This is a genomic window from Cellulomonas sp. RIT-PI-Y, from assembly GCF_025642745.1.
In the GTDB taxonomy this organism is placed as follows: domain Bacteria; phylum Actinomycetota; class Actinomycetes; order Actinomycetales; family Cellulomonadaceae; genus Cellulomonas.
The window spans coordinates 21,393-37,737 of sequence record NZ_JANZKP010000032.1; the positions used below are offsets into that span (position 1 = coordinate 21,393).

Annotated in this window: 15 protein-coding genes; 11 read left to right on the plus strand and 4 right to left on the minus strand. The window is 73.2% G+C overall.

The window, feature by feature from the left end; genetic code table 11:
• Position 1: 1 nt before the first annotated feature.
• The 6 genes from OGL89_RS11160 (at position 2) to OGL89_RS11185 (ending at position 4,839) form a co-directional block, all read left to right on the plus strand.
• Positions 2-397 carry a hypothetical protein gene (locus OGL89_RS11160; protein WP_263120176.1) on the plus strand — a complete coding sequence of 132 codons (396 nt, stop codon included), beginning with the start codon at positions 2-4 and terminating at the stop codon, positions 395-397.
• A 74-nt stretch (positions 398-471) separates the two neighbouring features.
• On the plus strand, positions 472-708 hold the full coding sequence (locus OGL89_RS11165; RefSeq protein ID WP_263120177.1) for a helix-turn-helix transcriptional regulator: 237 nt from the start codon (positions 472-474) through the stop codon (positions 706-708).
• 268 nt (positions 709-976) lie between these two features.
• Positions 977-1,192: a helix-turn-helix transcriptional regulator gene (locus tag OGL89_RS11170; protein ID WP_263120178.1), complete on the plus strand. Its 216-nt coding sequence runs from the start codon at positions 977-979 to the stop codon at positions 1,190-1,192.
• Positions 1,193-1,294: 102 nt separating this feature from the next.
• Entirely contained in the window at positions 1,295-1,633 is a 339-nt protein-coding gene (locus OGL89_RS11175; RefSeq protein ID WP_263120179.1) for a hypothetical protein, read from the plus strand.
• A 108-nt stretch (positions 1,634-1,741) separates the two neighbouring features.
• Entirely contained in the window at positions 1,742-4,093 is a 2,352-nt protein-coding gene (gene ligA, locus OGL89_RS11180; protein WP_263120193.1) for an NAD-dependent DNA ligase LigA, read from the plus strand.
• Positions 4,090-4,839, plus strand: coding sequence for a GNAT family N-acetyltransferase (locus tag OGL89_RS11185; RefSeq protein WP_263120180.1), 750 nt, complete (start codon positions 4,090-4,092; stop codon positions 4,837-4,839). The genes ligA and OGL89_RS11185 overlap by 4 nt, the downstream gene beginning before the upstream one ends.
• Here OGL89_RS11185 and OGL89_RS11190 read toward each other — a convergent pair.
• Positions 4,824-7,730, minus strand: a complete 2,907-nt coding sequence (locus OGL89_RS11190; RefSeq protein WP_263120181.1) for a helix-turn-helix transcriptional regulator — start codon at positions 7,728-7,730, stop codon at positions 4,824-4,826. The two genes, OGL89_RS11185 and OGL89_RS11190, sit on opposite strands and share 16 nt — an antisense overlap.
• A 340-nt stretch (positions 7,731-8,070) precedes the next feature.
• Between OGL89_RS11190 and OGL89_RS11195 the strand changes: the two genes are divergently transcribed.
• From OGL89_RS11195 to OGL89_RS11215, 5 genes are all read left to right on the plus strand, one after another.
• Positions 8,071-8,484, plus strand: a complete 414-nt coding sequence (locus tag OGL89_RS11195) for a pilus assembly protein CpaE (RefSeq protein ID WP_263120194.1) — start codon at positions 8,071-8,073, stop codon at positions 8,482-8,484.
• A 36-nt stretch (positions 8,485-8,520) separates the two neighbouring features.
• Positions 8,521-8,817 (plus strand): Asp-tRNA(Asn)/Glu-tRNA(Gln) amidotransferase subunit GatC, encoded by a 297-nt coding sequence (gene gatC / locus OGL89_RS11200; protein WP_263120182.1) that lies wholly within the window; start codon positions 8,521-8,523, stop codon positions 8,815-8,817.
• A gap of 1 nt (position 8,818) precedes the next feature.
• Positions 8,819-10,333: an Asp-tRNA(Asn)/Glu-tRNA(Gln) amidotransferase subunit GatA gene (gene gatA / locus OGL89_RS11205; protein WP_263120183.1), complete on the plus strand. Its 1,515-nt coding sequence runs from the start codon at positions 8,819-8,821 to the stop codon at positions 10,331-10,333.
• The gene (gatB, locus tag OGL89_RS11210; protein WP_263120184.1) at positions 10,330-11,829 is read left to right on the plus strand and encodes an Asp-tRNA(Asn)/Glu-tRNA(Gln) amidotransferase subunit GatB; all 1,500 of its coding nucleotides are present in this window, start codon (positions 10,330-10,332) and stop codon (positions 11,827-11,829) included. The genes gatA and gatB overlap by 4 nt, the downstream gene beginning before the upstream one ends.
• A gap of 101 nt (positions 11,830-11,930) precedes the next feature.
• The gene (locus tag OGL89_RS11215) at positions 11,931-12,476 is read left to right on the plus strand and encodes a GNAT family protein (protein WP_263120185.1); all 546 of its coding nucleotides are present in this window, start codon (positions 11,931-11,933) and stop codon (positions 12,474-12,476) included.
• Positions 12,477-12,574: 98 nt separating this feature from the next.
• On the opposite strand, the gene OGL89_RS11220 is transcribed toward OGL89_RS11215, so the two are convergent.
• The 3 genes from OGL89_RS11220 to OGL89_RS11230 all read right to left on the minus strand — a co-directional run bounded on the left by OGL89_RS11220 (position 12,575) and on the right by OGL89_RS11230 (position 16,305).
• Positions 12,575-13,153 carry a DoxX family protein gene (locus OGL89_RS11220; protein WP_263120186.1) on the minus strand — a complete coding sequence of 193 codons (579 nt, stop codon included), beginning with the start codon at positions 13,151-13,153 and terminating at the stop codon, positions 12,575-12,577.
• Positions 13,154-13,450: 297 nt separating this feature from the next.
• The gene (locus tag OGL89_RS11225; protein WP_263120187.1) at positions 13,451-14,887 is read right to left on the minus strand and encodes a C69 family dipeptidase; all 1,437 of its coding nucleotides are present in this window, start codon (positions 14,885-14,887) and stop codon (positions 13,451-13,453) included.
• Complete coding sequence (locus OGL89_RS11230) at positions 14,884-16,305, minus strand: hypothetical protein (RefSeq protein WP_263120189.1); 1,422 nt, start codon at positions 16,303-16,305, stop codon at positions 14,884-14,886. The genes OGL89_RS11225 and OGL89_RS11230 overlap by 4 nt, the downstream gene beginning before the upstream one ends.
• Positions 16,306-16,345 lie beyond the last annotated feature (40 nt).

A 16,345-nucleotide genomic window follows, 5' to 3' on the forward strand; every position in this document is an offset into this window, starting at 1 on the left:
CGTGGCGGGACGCGTGCGAGGCCGGCAGACCCTGCGGGCCGGGGCGTTGCTGGCCGGATCCGGTCTGGCGCTGGCCGGGCTGCTGACCCTGATCGTGCTCTGGGTGCAGGTCGCGACCGGATCGATGCTGACCGGGGCGGGCGAGGAGCAGCCCTGCGTGGCGGCCGCCGCGGCCGGCACCGACGACGCCCGGGTGAGCTACGCGGTGCTGCCGCCGGCGGCAGCCTGCCGGTGGTCCCCGGACGGCGTGGCGCGGAGCGTGCCGCTGGATGCCGCCCCGGTCGGGCTGAGCTGGCTCGCTGCCGCGGGCGTGGCGGTCGGGGTGATCCTGATCGCCGTCGTGGGGTGGGCCGCGTGGCGAGCGCGTCGGGCGGCCGTGGTGGCACCACCTGAGTGAAAGCGTTGCTGATCAGGGAAGTGCTACTCATCGGTATGTCGACGGATAGGTAGCGCCGCGCCACTCTGGCAGACATGGATCGGGAACTGCATCTGACGCTGGGGATCGCCCTGCGGCGGATCCGGCAGGAGCGCGGTCTCAGTCAGGAGCAGCTCGCCCATGCGATCGGCTACCACCGGACGTTCGTCGGTGCGGTCGAGCGGGGCGAGCGGAATCTCACGCTCAGCACGGTGACCGAGCTGTCGGAGCGGCTCGGTGTGGGCTGGCGGGACCTGCTGTGCGGGTCGGCGCCGCTGCCGACCCGCGACTGAACTGGGTGCGCGAGCGCTGACCGGGGCCGTGGACGGCTCGCGTGCGACGGTGCCGCGGGCGGGCCGAGTCGTGTGCGCGTCCGGGTGAAACGCGCCGGGAATCGATCCGGTGCTCCGCGCACGCGTCGGCGGGTCCGCTGCCGGCGCCGGACCACGCGTTCTGTCCGTCCGGCCCCTCAATTCCTCCTCGGGCCATCGACCTCTCACCTGCCGTGTGCTACTGATGAGTGTGTAGACGGATCAGTAGCGAGGATCGACCGTTGACCGGGTGAGGGGAGAGCTGCAGCGCCGTGTCGGCCAGGAACTGCGTCGACTTCGCGAGGAGCAGGGGCTGAGTCAGGAGGCCCTGGCGGACCGCCTGGGCGTGCACCGCACGTACATCGGCGGGGTGGAGCGCGGCGAGCGCAACCTGACCCTCCAGTCGGTCGAACAGCTCGCCGACGACCTGGAGGTCGCCCCCGAGGAGCTGCTCGGGTTCTCGTGAGCCGGACGGCCCTGTGGATAACTCCGAGCCGGTGTCAGTGCCCCTGGTGAGTGTGTGGCCAGCGGGGGATCGCGCCCTCGTGACCGACCCCCAGGAGGAGCCGTGCAGACGCAGAACCCGCCGCAATGGTTGACCGAGCCGTGCCCACCCTGGTGCGTCGTCCTGCACGAGCAGTGCGACCACGAGCGGGACCGTCGCCACGTCAGCAGCTCGCTCGTCGTCCCGGTGGTCGAGCTGCGGGGCATCGGCGAGCCCGATCCGCCGGAGGAGGACCAGCCGGTCGGGGAGGAGCTGGCGCTCTGCCTGCACCGCCGCGTGGGGTCGGCGGACACCTGGCTGTACGTGGGTGACGGGAGCCGCCAGGCGCTGGAGCTGTCGCCGGAGTCGTGGTCGCGGGTGGTGCCCGCGCTGGACCGCCTGGTCGCGGCGGCACGGGAGTGAGCCCGGGCGGTGGATGTGGGCGGTGCGCGGCATGATGTCCGCGTGACTGCGACGCCCGGCTCCCGCCGTGACCTGGATCCCGACGACCGCGGACTGACCGCCGACGAGGTGGCGGCTCGCTGGGAACTGCTCGCGGATCAGGTGCGCACGCTCCGCGAGGCGTACTACGGACAGGACGCCCCGGTGGTGGACGACGCCGCCTACGACACGTTGATGCTGCGGCTGGAGGCGCTGGAGCGTGAGTACGGCTACGGCGGCCCGGACTCGCCGACCCGCACGGTGGGCGGGTCGGCCGGCACCGGCTTCCCCTCGGTCGACCACCTGGAGCGGATGCTGTCGCTGGACAACGCGTTCTCCGCCGAGGAGGTCGCCGTGTGGGCGCTCCGGGTGCACCGCGACCTGGAACTGCCCGAGGACGCCGGGCTGCACTACCTGACCGAGCTGAAGATCGACGGCCTCGCCATCGCCCTGGTGTACGAGCGGACCGACGGCGGTCCGGCACGCCTGGTCCGGGCGGTGACCCGGGGCGACGGGCGCACCGGTGAGGACGTGACCGCGAACATCCGCACCATCGGGGTGATCCCGCACGAGCTGGCCGGCGATCCGGCGACCCACCCGGAGCAGATCGAGATCCGCGGTGAGGTGTTCTTCCCGGTCGCCGAGTTCACGGAGCTGAACGCCGCCCAGGTCGCGGCCGGGAAGAACCCGTTCGCGAATCCCCGGAACGCCGCCGCCGGGTCGCTGCGGCAGAAGGACCCGTCGATCACCGCGACCCGGCCGCTGCGGATGTACGCGCACGGGTTCGGTGCGCTGCGCTGGGCCGCCGGTGCCCCGGACGCCGGGGTCGACCGGCAGTCCGAGGTCTACCGCCTGCTCGCGACGTGGGGTGTGCCGACCTCCCCGTACTACGACGTGGTCCCCGGCCTGTCCGGGGTGCAGAAGATGATCGACCACTACGGCGAGCACCGGCACGACGTCGAGCACGAGATCGACGGCATCGTGGTCAAGGTGGACGAGATCGCGCTGCAGCGGCGGCTCGGGGCCACCAGCCGCGCGCCGCGATGGGCGATCGCCTACAAGTACCCGCCGGAGGAGGTGAACACCCGCCTGCTGTCGATCGAGGTCAATGTCGGCCGCACCGGTCGGGTGACCCCCTACGGCGTGATGGAGCCGGTGCGGGTCGCGGGGTCGACGGTGTCGATGGCCACGCTGCACAACAAGGACGTGGTCGCCGCCAAGGGGGTCACGCCGGGCGACATGGTCGTGCTCCGCAAGGCAGGGGACGTCATCCCGGAGATCGTCGGCCCGGTGGCCGCGCTCGCCGAGGACGGCTACCCGCGGACCCCGTGGACGATGCCGACCCACTGCCCGGAATGCGGTGCCGAGCTGCGCCCGCTGCGCGAGGGGGAGGTCGACCTGCGCTGTCCGAACCCCCGCACCTGCCCCGCGCAGGTCCGCGGCCGGGTGGAGCACATCGGCTCCCGCGGCGCGCTGGACATCGACGCGCTGGGCGAGGTGACCGCCGCCGCGCTGACCCAGCCGGAGGTGCCCGAGCAGCCGCCGCTGGTGAACGAGGCCGATCTGTTCGACCTGGTGCTGTACCCGGCAGACGCCTCGGCGGAGGACCGCCGGGCGGTCCGGGAGGCCAGCCTGGCGACCCTGATGCAGGTCGAGGTGATCGTCCGCGACGCCGAGACCGGTGAGCCCAAGGCGGACGAGGACGGCGTGGTCCGGCGACGGGCGCCGTTCCGCCGCAGCCTGAAGTGGACGAAGAAGCAGCTCGCCGAGGCCGAGTCGGAAGGCCGCGTGCTGCCGGACTTCGAGCCGTCCGAGCAGGCCGTGAAGCTGCTGGACGAGCTCGACCTGGCCAAGACCAAGCCGCTGTGGCGGGTGCTGGTCGCGTTGAGCATCCGCAACGTCGGTCCGACCGCGGCCCGCGCGCTGGCGCAGGAGTTCGGCTCGATGGACGCGCTGCGCGCCGCACTGGCCGAGGACGACGCCGTGGCCCGGCTGAGCGAGGTCGAGGGTGTCGGACCGACCATCGCGGAGTCGATCCGGGACTGGTTCACCGCGGACTGGCACACCGAGATCGTCGACCGCTGGCGTCGGGCCGGGGTGCTGATGCGGGACGAGCGTGACGAGTCGGTGCCGCTCACCCTGTCCGGGCTGACCGTCGTCGTCACCGGCAGCCTGGCCGGGTTCAGCCGAGACCAGGCCAAGGAGGCGATCCTGTCGCACGGCGGCAAGGCGGCCGGCTCGGTGTCCAAGAAGACCGACTACGTCGTGGTGGGGGAGAACGCGGGCACGAAGGAGGCCAAGGCGCGCGACCTCGGACTGCGGATCCTGGACGAGGACGGCTTCGTGGCGCTGCTCGACGGGGGGCCCGAGGCGTTGCCCGAGCTGCCGGACGCCGAGAATGACGCCACGGACGCCACGGACGCCACGGACGAGGGCGCGTGACCGCGGACCCGACGACCGCACCCGGCCTGGCCGTCGAGCGTGCCACCTGGCTGCCCGCCCGCACCGAGCGGGTCGGCGACTGGTTGCTCGGTTTCACCGGCGGACTGACCCGGCGCGCCAACAGCGCCGTGCCCGCGATCGCCGGCGCCCCGCTGAGCGACGACGACCTGACCCGGATCGAGGCGCGGTACGCCGCGACCGGGCAGCGGACGGTGTTCCGGATCTGCACGGCGGCACCCGCCGGACTCGACCGGCGGTTGGCCGAGCGCGGCTACGCCGAGGGATCGGTCACGGAGGTGTGGGTGCGCGACCTCGGCACCGCCGACCTCCCCGCGCCGGACGCGCCCGCCCTCACCGAGCGGGAGGCTCCCGACCCGGCGTGGCTGGACGGCTGGCTCGGCGTCAAGTCCTCCTCCGCCCCGGCGGATCGTGACCTCGCGACGGGCCTGCTGACCGGGAGCCCGGCGCGCTACCTCACCGCCCGGTCCGTGGACGGTGCCGCCCTCGGCGTGCTGCGGGTGGGCCGCGCGGGCGACTGGGCAGGACTGTCCTGCCTCGCGGTCAGCACCGCCGCGCGCCGTCGGGGGATCGGGCGCGCCCTGACCCTGGCCGGGCTGCGCGCCGCTGCCGCGCAGGGTGCGACGCGGGCGTTCCTCCAGGTCGAGGTGCACAACGCGCCCGCCGCGGCGCTGTACCGCGACCTGGGGTTCTCGGCGGCGGAACGGTACGTCTACCGGGAACGCTGAGGATCTCCCTCGAACCGGTCCGCGATCATGCCGCGCCGGTGCCCGATGGACACCGCCTCGGCCCGCCCGGAGGCGCCGAGCTTGTCCAGCACCCGCGACATGTGCACCGACACCGTCTTCGCGCTGATGTACATCCGCTCGCCGATCTGCCGGTTGCTCAACCCCTCCGCCGCCAGCGCCAGCACCTGGGACTCGCGCGCGGTCAACACGTCGGCCTCCGGACGGGGCAGCCCGGGCAGGTCGAGCCGCCCACGCCGAGCGAGATCCGCGACGGCCGTGGTCAACGGCCCGGCGCCGATCTCCCGGCTGGTCGTCCAGGCCGCGGCCGCCTGCTCGCGAGCGGACTCCCGGTCCCCGGCGGCGAGCGACGCCTCCGCCCACCGCCACCGGGTGCGCGCGTCCTCGTACCGGTAGCCGTAGCCGAACTCCGCCGTGGCACGCGCCCAGGGGGCCGGGTCCAGGTCGCCGGCGAGTCGGGCGTGCTCGGCGTGCGCCCGGGCGAGCCAGGCCCGGCCCTCGGGTCCGAGCGGGCCTCCGCGTGGCCGGCCGCGCTCGGCGGTCAGCACCGCGCGGGTGAGCAGCGCGGTGCCCAGCGCGCGGCGGGGCGCGGGGTCGCGTCCGGCCAACCGGTCGGTGGCGGCCAGGTCCGCCAGGGCGGCGATCGCCAACGCGGACAACCAGATGCCGCCCAGGAACGAGTCGGTCCACGCGCGGCCGATCTCCTCGATCAGCTCACGCGCCAGGGCGACGGCCTGCTCGGGCCGACCGGCCCAGGTCAGGGCGTCCACCGCACAGCCGCCCGCGATCAAAGTGATCATGGTGTCCTCGTGCGGTCCGTGCAGCAGCGCGAGCGCACGGTCCGCGACATCGGCGTCGCCGCGTGCCACTGCGGCGTAGAGCCGCACCCCGTCCAGCGCCGCGGTGGCCGGGGTCGGACCGGTCAGCGCGGCGTCGCCGGGGGAGAGGTCGCCGCGGGTGTAGCGCACGATCTCGGCGAACAACCGCAGCTCGACGCCGTAGGGGCTCCAGGTGAGTCCGGCGCGCACGGCGGACGCGAGCCCCTCGGCCACCACCGCATCGGCCTCGGCCAGCCGCCCGGCGTAGAACCGATTGGCGGCCAGGTTGTACGCGCAGCGCAGCTCGGTGCCCCGGTCGCCGGAGTCCCGGGCGCGTTCCAGCGCCGAGCCGAGCAGGCCGGCGGCGCGCTCCGGGTCGTCCACCACCAGCACCGCGAGCGAGATCAGCGCGTCGGCCTCCGCGTCGGCGGCCCGGGCGGCCCGGGCCTCGGCGGCGGCCGCGGTGGCGACGGTCTCGGCCAGCTCGTCCAGATCGGCGTTCAGCGCGGCGCGGGCGCGGGTGGCCAGCGCCCAGGCCCGTTCGGTGCCCGCGTCCGCCAGCCCGGCCAGGGTGTCCTCCGCGCGGGTGGCCTCGGCCAGCGCCTCGTGCACCCGCTCGACGGCCAGCAGGTGCCGGGCCAGCGCGGTGTGCGCCGCGGCGATCCGGGCCGGACCGCCGGTCATCGTCTCCACCGCCTCCCGGGCCAGCGCGGTCGCCCGCTTGCCCAGTCCGGCACGGCCACCCGCGGCCGCCGCGGTGAGCAGCAGGTCGGCACGGTCGGTGCCCAGGTCCTCGGCGGCGGAGGGCACCGCGGGCCACAGACGCAGCACGGTCTCCAGATGGCGCAGCTCCTCGTCCGGGGCGAGCAGCCGGGCCGCCTCGGCCGCCGCCTGCCGAGCAGCCAGGATCGCGGCGCGGTCGTCGTGGGCGAGCAGTGCGTGGTGGGCGCGTTCGGCGGCGGTGGCGACCGCGGGCTCCGTGGCGGCGGCGGTCAGGTACGCCCGGTGCAGGGCGACCTGCTCTCCCGGCAGCAGGTCGGCGTAGACCGCCTCGGCCAGCAGCGCGTGTCGGAAGGCGATCCAGCCCTGCTCGCCGACCAGGACGTGGTGCGCGACGGCGTCGCGGAGCGCATCGTCCATCCCCGGGTCCGCGACCACGGCGCGCAGCAGCGGCTCGGTGACCCGGCGGCCTGCGGCGGACGCGGCCCGTACCAGGCGTTGCGCCGCCGGTCCCAGCTGTTCGAAGCGGGCCCGCAGCACGTCGGCCAGCGTGTCGGGCAGATCGGCACCGGTTCCGCGCGCCTCGGTCAGCTCCTCGGCGAAGTACGCATTGCCCTCCGAGCGGCGCTCGATCCGGCGCAGCACGTCCGCGGGCAGCGGCGCACCGGTCAGCGCGGTGGTGAACGCGCGCAGCTCCTCGGTGCTGAACGGCGCCAGGTCGAGCCGCTGCACCCGCGGATGACGACCCAGCTCGGCCAGCACGGGTCGCAGCGGGTGGCGCCGGTGCAGGTCGTCCGCCCGGAACGAGCCGATCAGCAGCACCGGCTCGGTGCGCAACCGGGCGACCAGGAAGCGCAGCAGGTCGCGGCTGGAGGCGTCCGCCCAGTGCAGGTCCTCCAGCACCACCACCAGCGGTGCGCCCGGTCGGCCCGCGGCGGCCAACAGCGCCGCCACGCCGTCGAACAGCTGCAGCCGCTCGGCGGGTTCCTCCGGCCCGGAGCCGCCGGGCAGCAGCCGGCGCAGGGCTGGACGCTCCGCGACCACCGCATCGATCTCCGGTCCGCCGTCCTCGGTCACCCGTCGCAGCACCTCCACGAACGGCAGGTACGGCAGTCCGATCTCGCCCAGGTCGACGCACTGGCCGGTGATCACGGTCGCGCGGTCGGCCACCCGATGGCCGACGTGGTCGAGCAGCCGGGTCTTGCCCACCCCGGCGTCGGCGCCGAGCAGCACCAGGCCCGGCTCGCCGTGGGCCGCCCGGGCGACCGCGGCCAGCAGCGCCTCCACCTCCGGCTCCCGTGCGATGAACGGCACCTGCGCCGTCGACCAGCTCATGGGGTCGATGGTCGCAGCAGCCGCCGACACCCGCACCGGTGTCCCGGCGCTCACCGGCGGCGGCGGTGGTGCCAGCGCCAGAACAGCCCCGCGTCGTGCGCGGCGTCCCGGACCTGCTGCTGGCGGTAGCGGACCTCGGCGTCGGGCGCCGGTCCCCAGATCGTGTCCATGACGGTGCTCCCTCCGGTGCCGGTCCTTCCGGCACGTTCCACCCTGGTGCTGAGGGGGCGGCGCCGGGATCGGTCGGTCGGTCCGTGCCGGCGGCCCGCCGGGTGCTGAGGTGGTGCTGAGGTACCGGGCGGTGCACGCTGAGGCGATGACGACCTCCCCGCTCACCGGCCTGCTCTCCCTGGACCGTGCGGAGCTGCTGCAGGCCACCGGGCTGCGCTGGGCCCCGACCTCGGGTGACCGGTTCGCGATCCGGCAGCCCGCGTTGGCCGGTGAGGTCTTCACGATCAGCGAGATGACCATCGAGGCGCACGACTACCCGACCGGCACCGTGCTCGGCTTCAACGGCACCACCGAGTGGGCGCTGGACTCGGTCACCCAGGACGACGCGGTGTGGCTGCCCCGCGAGGACCAGCTGCGCGAGCTGCTCGGCGGCACCTTCCGGTCGCTCGCCCGGTCCCTGGACGGCCGCTACCTGGTGGTGGTGGAGCTGCCCGGTCAGCCCGAGCGGGCGTTCGCCGCCGACCAGGCCGCCGACGCCTACGCGGACGCGGTGCTCGCGCTGGTCTCGGCCGCGCGGGTCTGATCCCGCCCCGCGCGGGCGCACCACTAGACTCGACGCATGTCCTCTCTTTCTCGTGACGAGGTCGCGCGCGTCGCGGGCCTGGCGCGGATCGACCTGTCGCCGGAGGAGGTCGACCGTCTGGTCGGCGAGCTCCAGGTGATCGTCGACTCGGTCGCCCGGGTCTCCGAAGTCGCCACCCCCGACGTCCCGGCCACCAGCCACCCGCTGCCGATGACGAACGTCTTCCGCGACGACGTGCCCGAGCAGCCGCTGTCCCAGGCGGACGCCCTGGCCGGTGCCCCCGCCACCGAGGACGGCAAGTTCCTCGTGCCGCAGATCCTCGGGGAGGAGTGAGATGACCGACCTGACCCGTCTGAGCGCCGCGGACCTGGCCGGCCGGCTCACCGCCGGCGAGGTCTCCAGCGTCGAGGCCACCCGGGCCCACCTGGACCGGATGGCCGCCGTCGAGCCCGCCGTCCACGCCTACCTGCACGTCGCGGCGGACGAGGCACTGGCCACCGCCGCCGACGTCGACCGCCGCCGTGCCGCCGGGGACGAGCTGCACTCGCTCGCCGGCGTGCCGATCGCGGTCAAGGACGTCGTCGTCACCCGGGGCCTGCCCACCACCGCGGGGTCGAAGATCCTCGAGGGCTGGGTGCCGCCGTACGACGCCACCCTGGTCGAACGGATCAAGGCCGCGGGGCTGCCGATCCTGGGCAAGACCAACATGGACGAGTTCGCCATGGGGTCCAGCACCGAGCACTCCGCCTACGGCGACACGCACAACCCGTGGGACCTGGACCGGATCCCCGGCGGTTCCGGTGGTGGCTCCGCCGCCGCGGTCGCCGCCTACGAGGCTCCGCTGGCGATCGGCACCGACACCGGCGGCTCGATCCGTCAGCCCGCCGCGGTCACCGGGACGGTCGGCGTGAAGCCCACCTACGGCTCGGTCTCCCGCTACGGCCTGATCGCGATGGCCTCCAGCCTGGACCAGGCCGGCCCGGTCACCCGGACCGTGCTGGACGCCGCGCTGCTGCACGAGCTGATCGGCGGGCACGACCCGCGCGACTCCACGTCGATCCCGGAGCCGCTGCCTGGTCTGGTCGCGGCCGCCCGCCAGGGTGCCGCCGGTGACCTGACCGGCCTGCGCGTCGGCGTGATCACCGAGCTGCAGGGCGAGGGATACCAGCCCGGCGTGCTGGCCCGGTTCCACGAGTCGCTGGAGCTGTTGCGGTCGGCGGGCGCCGAGATCGTCGAGGTCTCCTGCCCGCACTTCGAGTTCGCGCTCGGCGCGTACTACCTGATCATGCCGTCCGAGGCGTCCAGCAACCTGGCCAAGTTCGACGGCATGCGCTTCGGCCTGCGGGTCGAGCCCTCCGAGGGACCGGTCACCGCCGAGCGGGTGATGGCCGCCACCCGCGGGGCCGGATTCGGCGACGAGGTCAAGCGCCGGGTCATCCTGGGCACCTACGCGCTGAGCGCCGGGTACTACGACGCGTACTACGGCAGCGCGCAGAAGGTCCGCACCCTGATCCAGCGGGACTTCGCGGACGCGTTCGCCGCCGCCGACGTCCTGGTGTCGCCGACCACGCCGACCACCGCCTTCAAGCTCGGCGAGAAGCTCGACGACCCGCTGGCGATGTACCTGAACGACGTGGCCACGATCCCGGCGAACCTGGCCGGCATCCCCGGGCTGTCGCTGCCGAGCGGTCTGTCCGACGACGGTCTGCCCGCCGGGTTCCAGGTGCTGGCACCGGCCAAGGCCGACGACCGGCTGTACCGGGTGGGCGCCGCCCTCGAGGCGCTGCTGGAGAAGTCCTGGGGCGGTCCGCTGCTGACCCAGGCCCCTGACCTGGAGGTGGGCAAGTGAGCGTCGAGCTGGTCGACTACGACGAGGCGGTCAGCCGCTTCGACCCGGTGATCGGCATCGAGGTGCACGTGGAGCTCGGCACCCGCACCAAGATGTTCGACGCCGCCCCGCAGACCTTCGGCGCCGAGCCGAACACCGCGGTCACCCCGGTCTCGCTCGGGCTGCCCGGCGCGCTGCCGGTGGTCAACGGCACCGCGGTGGAGTACGCGATCCGGATCGGTCTCGCGCTGAACTGCCGGATCGCCGAGACCTGCCGCTTCGCCCGGAAGAACTACTTCTACCCGGACGTGCCGAAGAACTTCCAGACCTCGCAGTACGACGAGCCGATCGCCTTCGACGGGTGGATCGACGTCGAGCTGGAGGACGGCACGGTGTTCCGGGTGGACATCGAGCGCGCGCACATGGAGGAGGACGCCGGCAAGAACACCCACGTGGGTGGCTCGACCGGGCGGATCCAGGGCGCCGACCACTCGCTGGTGGACTACAACCGCGCGGGCATCCCGCTGGTGGAGATCGTGACCCGGCCGATCACCGGTGCGGGGGAGCGTGCGCCGGAGGTGGCCCGGGCCTACGTCCAGACGCTGCGGGACATCTTCCGCGCGCTGGAGGTCTCCGAGGCGCGGATGGAGCGCGGCAACGTCCGTGCCGACGTCAACGTCTCGTTGCGTCCGACCCCCGAGTCCCCGCTGGGCACCCGCACCGAGACCAAGAACGTGAACTCGTTCCGGTCGGTGGAGCGTGCCGTGCGGTACGAGATCGGCCGGCAGGCCGCCGTGCTGGACGAGGGCCGCGCCGTGACCCAGGAGACCCGGCACTGGCACGAGGACACCGGCATCACCACGGCGGGCCGGATCAAGTCCGACGCCGAGGACTACCGGTACTTCCCGGAGCCGGACCTGGTGCCGGTCGCCCCGTCCCGCGAGTGGGTCGAGGCGATCCGTGCCGCGCTGCCCGAGCTGCCGGCCGAGCGCCGCCGCCGGCTGCAGGGCGAGTGGGGCTACTCCGACCCGGAGATGCGCGACGTGATCAACGCCGGCGCGGTGGAGCTGATCGAGTCCACCGTCGCCGCGGGGTCCAGCCCGGCCGCCGCCCGCAAGTGGTGGATGGGTGAGCTGGCCCGCACGGCCAAGACCCAGGACGTCGAGCTCGCCGAGCTGGCGATCACGCCCGTCCAGATCGGCCAGCTGCAGCAGCTGGTCGACGCGGGCCGGATCAACGACAAGCTCGCCCGTCAGGTGCTGGAGGGCGTGCTGGCCGGGGAGGGCGACCCGGAGCAGGTCGTGGTGGCCCGTGGCCTGGAGGTCGTGTCCGACGACGGCCCGCTGCTGGAGGCGATCGACGCCGCACTGGCCGCGCAGCCGGACATCGCGGAGAAGATCCGGTCCGGCAACCTCGGCCCGGTCGGCGCGATCATCGGCTCGGTGATGAAGGCGACCCGCGGCCAGGCCGACGCCGGCCGGGTGCGCGAGCTCGTCCTGGAGCGCGTGCAGGGCTGAGACACTCGGTCGACGGCGCGGGCGGATCCTTCGCCCGCGCCGTTGCCATGTCCGCGAAACATCCGCCGCCTAGCATCACCGGCAGCGAGACAGGAGGAGTCATGGACAAGCCCACGCTCGAGGGCGAGATGGTGCGACTGCGGCCGATCCGGGCCGCCGACGCCGCCGGGATGTGGGAGATGGTGAACGACCCGGAGGCGATGCGGACCACCGGCACCACCGCGACCTTCACCCGCCAGCAGATCGACCGCTGGTGCGCGACCATCTCCGACCAACCGGACCGGATCGATCTGGCGATCACCGCCAACGGCTCGGACGACTACCTGGGCGAGATCGTGCTGAACGACATCGACACCGTGCTGAGCAGCGCGAGCATGCGGCTGGTGATGCGACCGGGCTATCGCGGCCGGGGGTACGGCACCGAGGCGATCGAGCTGGTGCTCGGGCTGGCCTTCGACGGGGTCGGGTTGCACCGGGTCGAGCTGGACGTGCTGAGCATCAATGCCCGGGCGCACTCGCTGTACGAGAACATCGGCTTCCGGCGCGAGGGCCGTCGGCGGGACGCCTACCGGGACGGCGAGGGCTGGTGCGACGCGATCATCATGTCGATGCTGGACGACGAGTACCGCGCGTTGCGCGGCGTCTGAGCGCACGACGACGAACGGAGGGCCGGCACCCGGGGCGGGATGCCGGCCCTCCGTTCGTGGGGGGCTCCGCTGGGATCAGCGGGCGTGGTCGCTGGTGATCAGCGCAGCCACTGGTTCTTCTGGACGATCGGCAGGCGGCTCCACCACTTGCCGAGACCCCAGGTCTCACCGGCGAAGGAGAGCGCGAACAGGACCAGCGCGATGCCGTAGATGACGTGGTAGTCGACGAACGGGTTGGTGCCGGTGCCGCTGGCGCCGACCGGCCACTCGGCCAGCCACATCATCGCCATGACCAGGACGCCGGAGACGGCGGCGACGCGGGTGCCGATGCCGAGCATGACCGCGGTGCCGATGGCCAGCATGCCGAGCATGAACAGCACGTCGGAGGCCGGGCTCGCGATGCCGTTGAAGAAGCCCTGCAGCGGGCCGGTGGCGGCGAAGGTCAGGAAGCCCTGCGACGGCTTGCCGCCGTGGATCCAGGCCGCGTCGGAGGCGGTCGAGAAGTTCAGGCCGAAGGTCTTGTCCAGGAAGGCCCAGAGGAAGATGAAGCCAGTGGCGTACCGCAGCACGGCCAGGGTCCGGCGAACCGGAACCGAGGTGATCACGTCCTCCTGGGTACGGATGGCCGGCGCGGCGGCAGCGGTGGCAGCGGCGCTGGGTGCGGTGGTGGCGGTCATGTGTCGGCTCTCCGGTTCGTCGGTGCCATCTTTGTGATGGTTTTCCCAATGTCCAGCATCGGACCGGGCTGGACGCGGGCCGAAGGTCCCGACGTGCACGGAGGGCATCCCCCGAACGGGTGAATCCGAGGGTTGGTGGGGTATGGGGTAGGTCGAACGTCCCACCTCTGAGGGGCGGCCACCCCGATCCGCGCCGGTCGAACGCCGACTGCGGGGACTCGTTCTAGGACCGAAGTCCCAGACGCGCGGCAGGCCCCCGCCGCAGATGCGACGGGGGCCTGCCACATGCGGCCGTGGTCAGACCGCCCACCGCTCCGCGATCGTCGCGGGATCGGCGTCGAACCCGGCCAACAGGCGCTCCAGCACCTCGACGGCCTCGTCCGCGCAGCGCTGACTGAAGTCGGCGAGGACCGCGGCCCGGTCGTCGTGGTCCCGGAGCGAGAGCGCCCGGCGACGGATCCCGGGGGCCTGCTCGAGCCACTGCTCCTCCAACCGGTCGAAGGCCGCGCGGATCACGGGCTGCCGCTCGGTGAACCGCCAGGCCAGCTCACCGTCCTTGGCCACCTCCAGCAGGTGGAGGAACCGCCACCAGTACGACGACCGGTCGAAGCGGTCGGGTTGCGCCGACTCCGGGGGGCGGACGGGGCCGGTCCGGCTGCCGCCGCGGTCCATGCCGGTCGGCACCCGGCCCGCCGCCACCCAGACCGGGACGTACACGCCGGTGCACGGCGTCCCCGCGGCCCACCACGCGGTGGCCAGGTCGTCCTGGTCGGGCAGGGTGCACACCAGGGAGCTCGCGGTGTTGCCCCAGGTGAAGCCCGCCGGGTGCTCGTGCATGCACAGGGTGAGCAGGTCCGGGAGCGCGGCGGTGAAGAACGGGCCGTCCAGGAAGGTGCCCTCGTAGTGGTCGCGCAGCACGCCCATCGCGCGGCGGGGGTCGACCGGACCCTCGGCCAGCAACTGCCGCGAGCGCTGCAGTCGCACCACGGAGGCCTGCAGCGGGGTGCGCGGGTCGGTGACGGCCCGGGCGAAGTCCAGCTCCGGCCCGGCTGCCGCCGACCACCAGCCCGCGTCCACGGCCGCCGCCAGCAGGCCGGCGCTGGTGCGGTCCGCGTCGGCGCGGATGGTCGGCTGGTTGGACAGGGAGCAGGTGCCCGAGTCGACCCGGCGCGCCGCCCAGTGCCGGCCCGCGGTCTCCAGCACCCAGCCCCCGGACGCGTCCGCGATCACGTAGGCGTTGTCGTACGCCCCCTCCTCGGGGGGCTGTCCGCCGACGCCGGTGCCCCACTGCCCGTACTCCTCCAGCAGCGAGGTCATCACCTCCAGTGCCTGCTCCGCCGTGGCCGCGCGCTCCAGCCCGAGCCGGAGCAGCTCCATCCCGAGGATGCCCGGCTGCTGCGGCCGGCCGTCCCGGTGGGCGGAGACGGCGTCGGCCAGCGGCCGGGTGAAGAGCGCCTCGTTGCCGATCGCCACACCCTGTTCGTTGACGCCGATCTCGTGCCCCCAGCACCACCACGGGGAGGCGCCGAGGTGGGCGTGGGTGTGCTCGACGTCCGGGATCTCGAGATAGGCGAGCTGCACCGGACCGGAACCGCGCCGGGCGGCGTGGTGGCGCAGCGGCTGGGTCTCGCCGGCGGGACGGTCGCTGTTCTTGCCGAACAGGGTCACGCCGTCGGGGGTGCGGTCGCCCGCGACCAGGAAGGTGTCGCAGCTCCAGGGACGGGTGGTGGTCATCGTGCCTCCGCGGTGACGGACCGGTCGGGGTCGGGGGAGTAGTAGCGACCGCCGGTCGCCCGGGTCAGGATCACGTGCAGGACCGGACCGAGGAACATCGCGACGAACGAGGCCAGGTTCGCGGTGTCCCCGCCGATCACGATGCACACCCCGCCGACCACCACGGCCGTGCCCAGTGACAGCAGCCCGCAGGGGTTCCAGGCCCGCACCTCGTCCTCGCGGAACTCGATCTGCTCGGTCCGGCCCAGCCCCAGCCACCGCCGGCACACGAAGTAGTCGGCCAGGATGATCAGGACCCAGGTGTTGGTGAGCACCCCGGCGACCTGGAGGAACGTGCCGAGGTGGTTGATCACGTTGAACGCGTAGAACACCACGCCGAAGGCCCAGACCAGGAACATCCACCACGGGCGGCCCGGCCGGAAGTGCGCGATCACGTCGAAGCCGGAGGCCAGGGTGATCGAGCCGCCGTAGAGGTTCATCACGTTGATCCGGATCTGGGTGATCACCACGAACACCACGCCGAGCAGCCCCATGATGTCGACGAACATCAGTCCGGGGTCCATCGCCGCCTCCCGGCCGAGCGAACCGACCAGGGACGACCCCAGGTAGGCGCCGAGGAAGATGATCGCGAACATCGGGACCAGCTCGAGCACCATGATCGAGGCGGTGCCCCGGTAGCGGATGTGCTTCGCGGCGAACCGGCCGTAGTCGGTGGCCATCAGCCCCTGGAAGATCATCTGCCCGTTGGCGAGGCTGAAGGCGGCGAGCAGGCCGCTGCCCCCGGTGGCGGCGGTCGCGGCCCAGCCGGACGGTCCGACCGGCTCGGCGCCCGGCGTCGACTGGAGCTTGATCAGCGCCACCGCCAGCAGGACCACGAAGATCGGGAAGCCCCAGGACTGCAGGAAGGACATGGCGTTCATCCCGCGCCACACCAGCGCCAGGGTGATCAGGCCGAGCGACGCGAAGATGATGGTGCCGCCGAACGAGCTGACCGGGATGCCGAAGTACCGCGCGATGGCGTGCGAGACGATCGTGCCCTCGTAGAGGAAGTAGAAGATGAAGTTCACCGCGTAGATGAACGACGTCACCGCGGCGCCCCGGGCGCCGAAGCCGAGACCGCGGGAGATCAGGCCCTGGGACAGGCCCTCCCGGCTGGCCATCCGCATGGTGAGCATCCCGATCACGATGGCGCCGACGAAGAAGTAGCCGATCGGCGCGAGCATCGTCGGCCAGCCGACCAGGAACGCCTGCTGCGCGCCGAACGAGAAGAAGAACATCGCGGTCGCGTTCCCGAGCAGGACCACGCTGATCGCCGGGATCGGCCATCGTTTGCCCGCGGGTACCCGGTCGGTGGCGAAGCTCTCGATCTGGTCGTCGATCGAGGTCTCGGGGCCTCGGAACTTGGCGAGCACTGACATCGTCGTCCTTCTTTCCGTGTCCGGTCCCGGCGCGGCGAAG

What these genes read in the sequence shown, in the direction of transcription:
- OGL89_RS11165 (WP_263120177.1), top strand. Translation starts at nt 472, where the DNA reads ATGGATCGGGAACTGCATCTGACGCTGGGGATCGCCCTGCGGCGGATC.
- OGL89_RS11190 (WP_263120181.1), bottom strand. Translation starts at nt 7,730, where the DNA reads ATGAGCTGGTCGACGGCGCAGGTGCCGTTCATCGCACGGGAGCCGGAG.
- gatC (WP_263120182.1), top strand. Translation starts at nt 8,521, where the DNA reads ATGTCCTCTCTTTCTCGTGACGAGGTCGCGCGCGTCGCGGGCCTGGCG.
- gatA (WP_263120183.1), top strand. Translation starts at nt 8,819, where the DNA reads ATGACCGACCTGACCCGTCTGAGCGCCGCGGACCTGGCCGGCCGGCTC.
- OGL89_RS11215 (WP_263120185.1), top strand. Translation starts at nt 11,931, where the DNA reads ATGGACAAGCCCACGCTCGAGGGCGAGATGGTGCGACTGCGGCCGATC.
- OGL89_RS11220 (WP_263120186.1), bottom strand. Translation starts at nt 13,153, where the DNA reads ATGACCGCCACCACCGCACCCAGCGCCGCTGCCACCGCTGCCGCCGCG.
- OGL89_RS11225 (WP_263120187.1), bottom strand. Translation starts at nt 14,887, where the DNA reads ATGACCACCACCCGTCCCTGGAGCTGCGACACCTTCCTGGTCGCGGGC.
- OGL89_RS11230 (WP_263120189.1), bottom strand. Translation starts at nt 16,305, where the DNA reads ATGTCAGTGCTCGCCAAGTTCCGAGGCCCCGAGACCTCGATCGACGAC.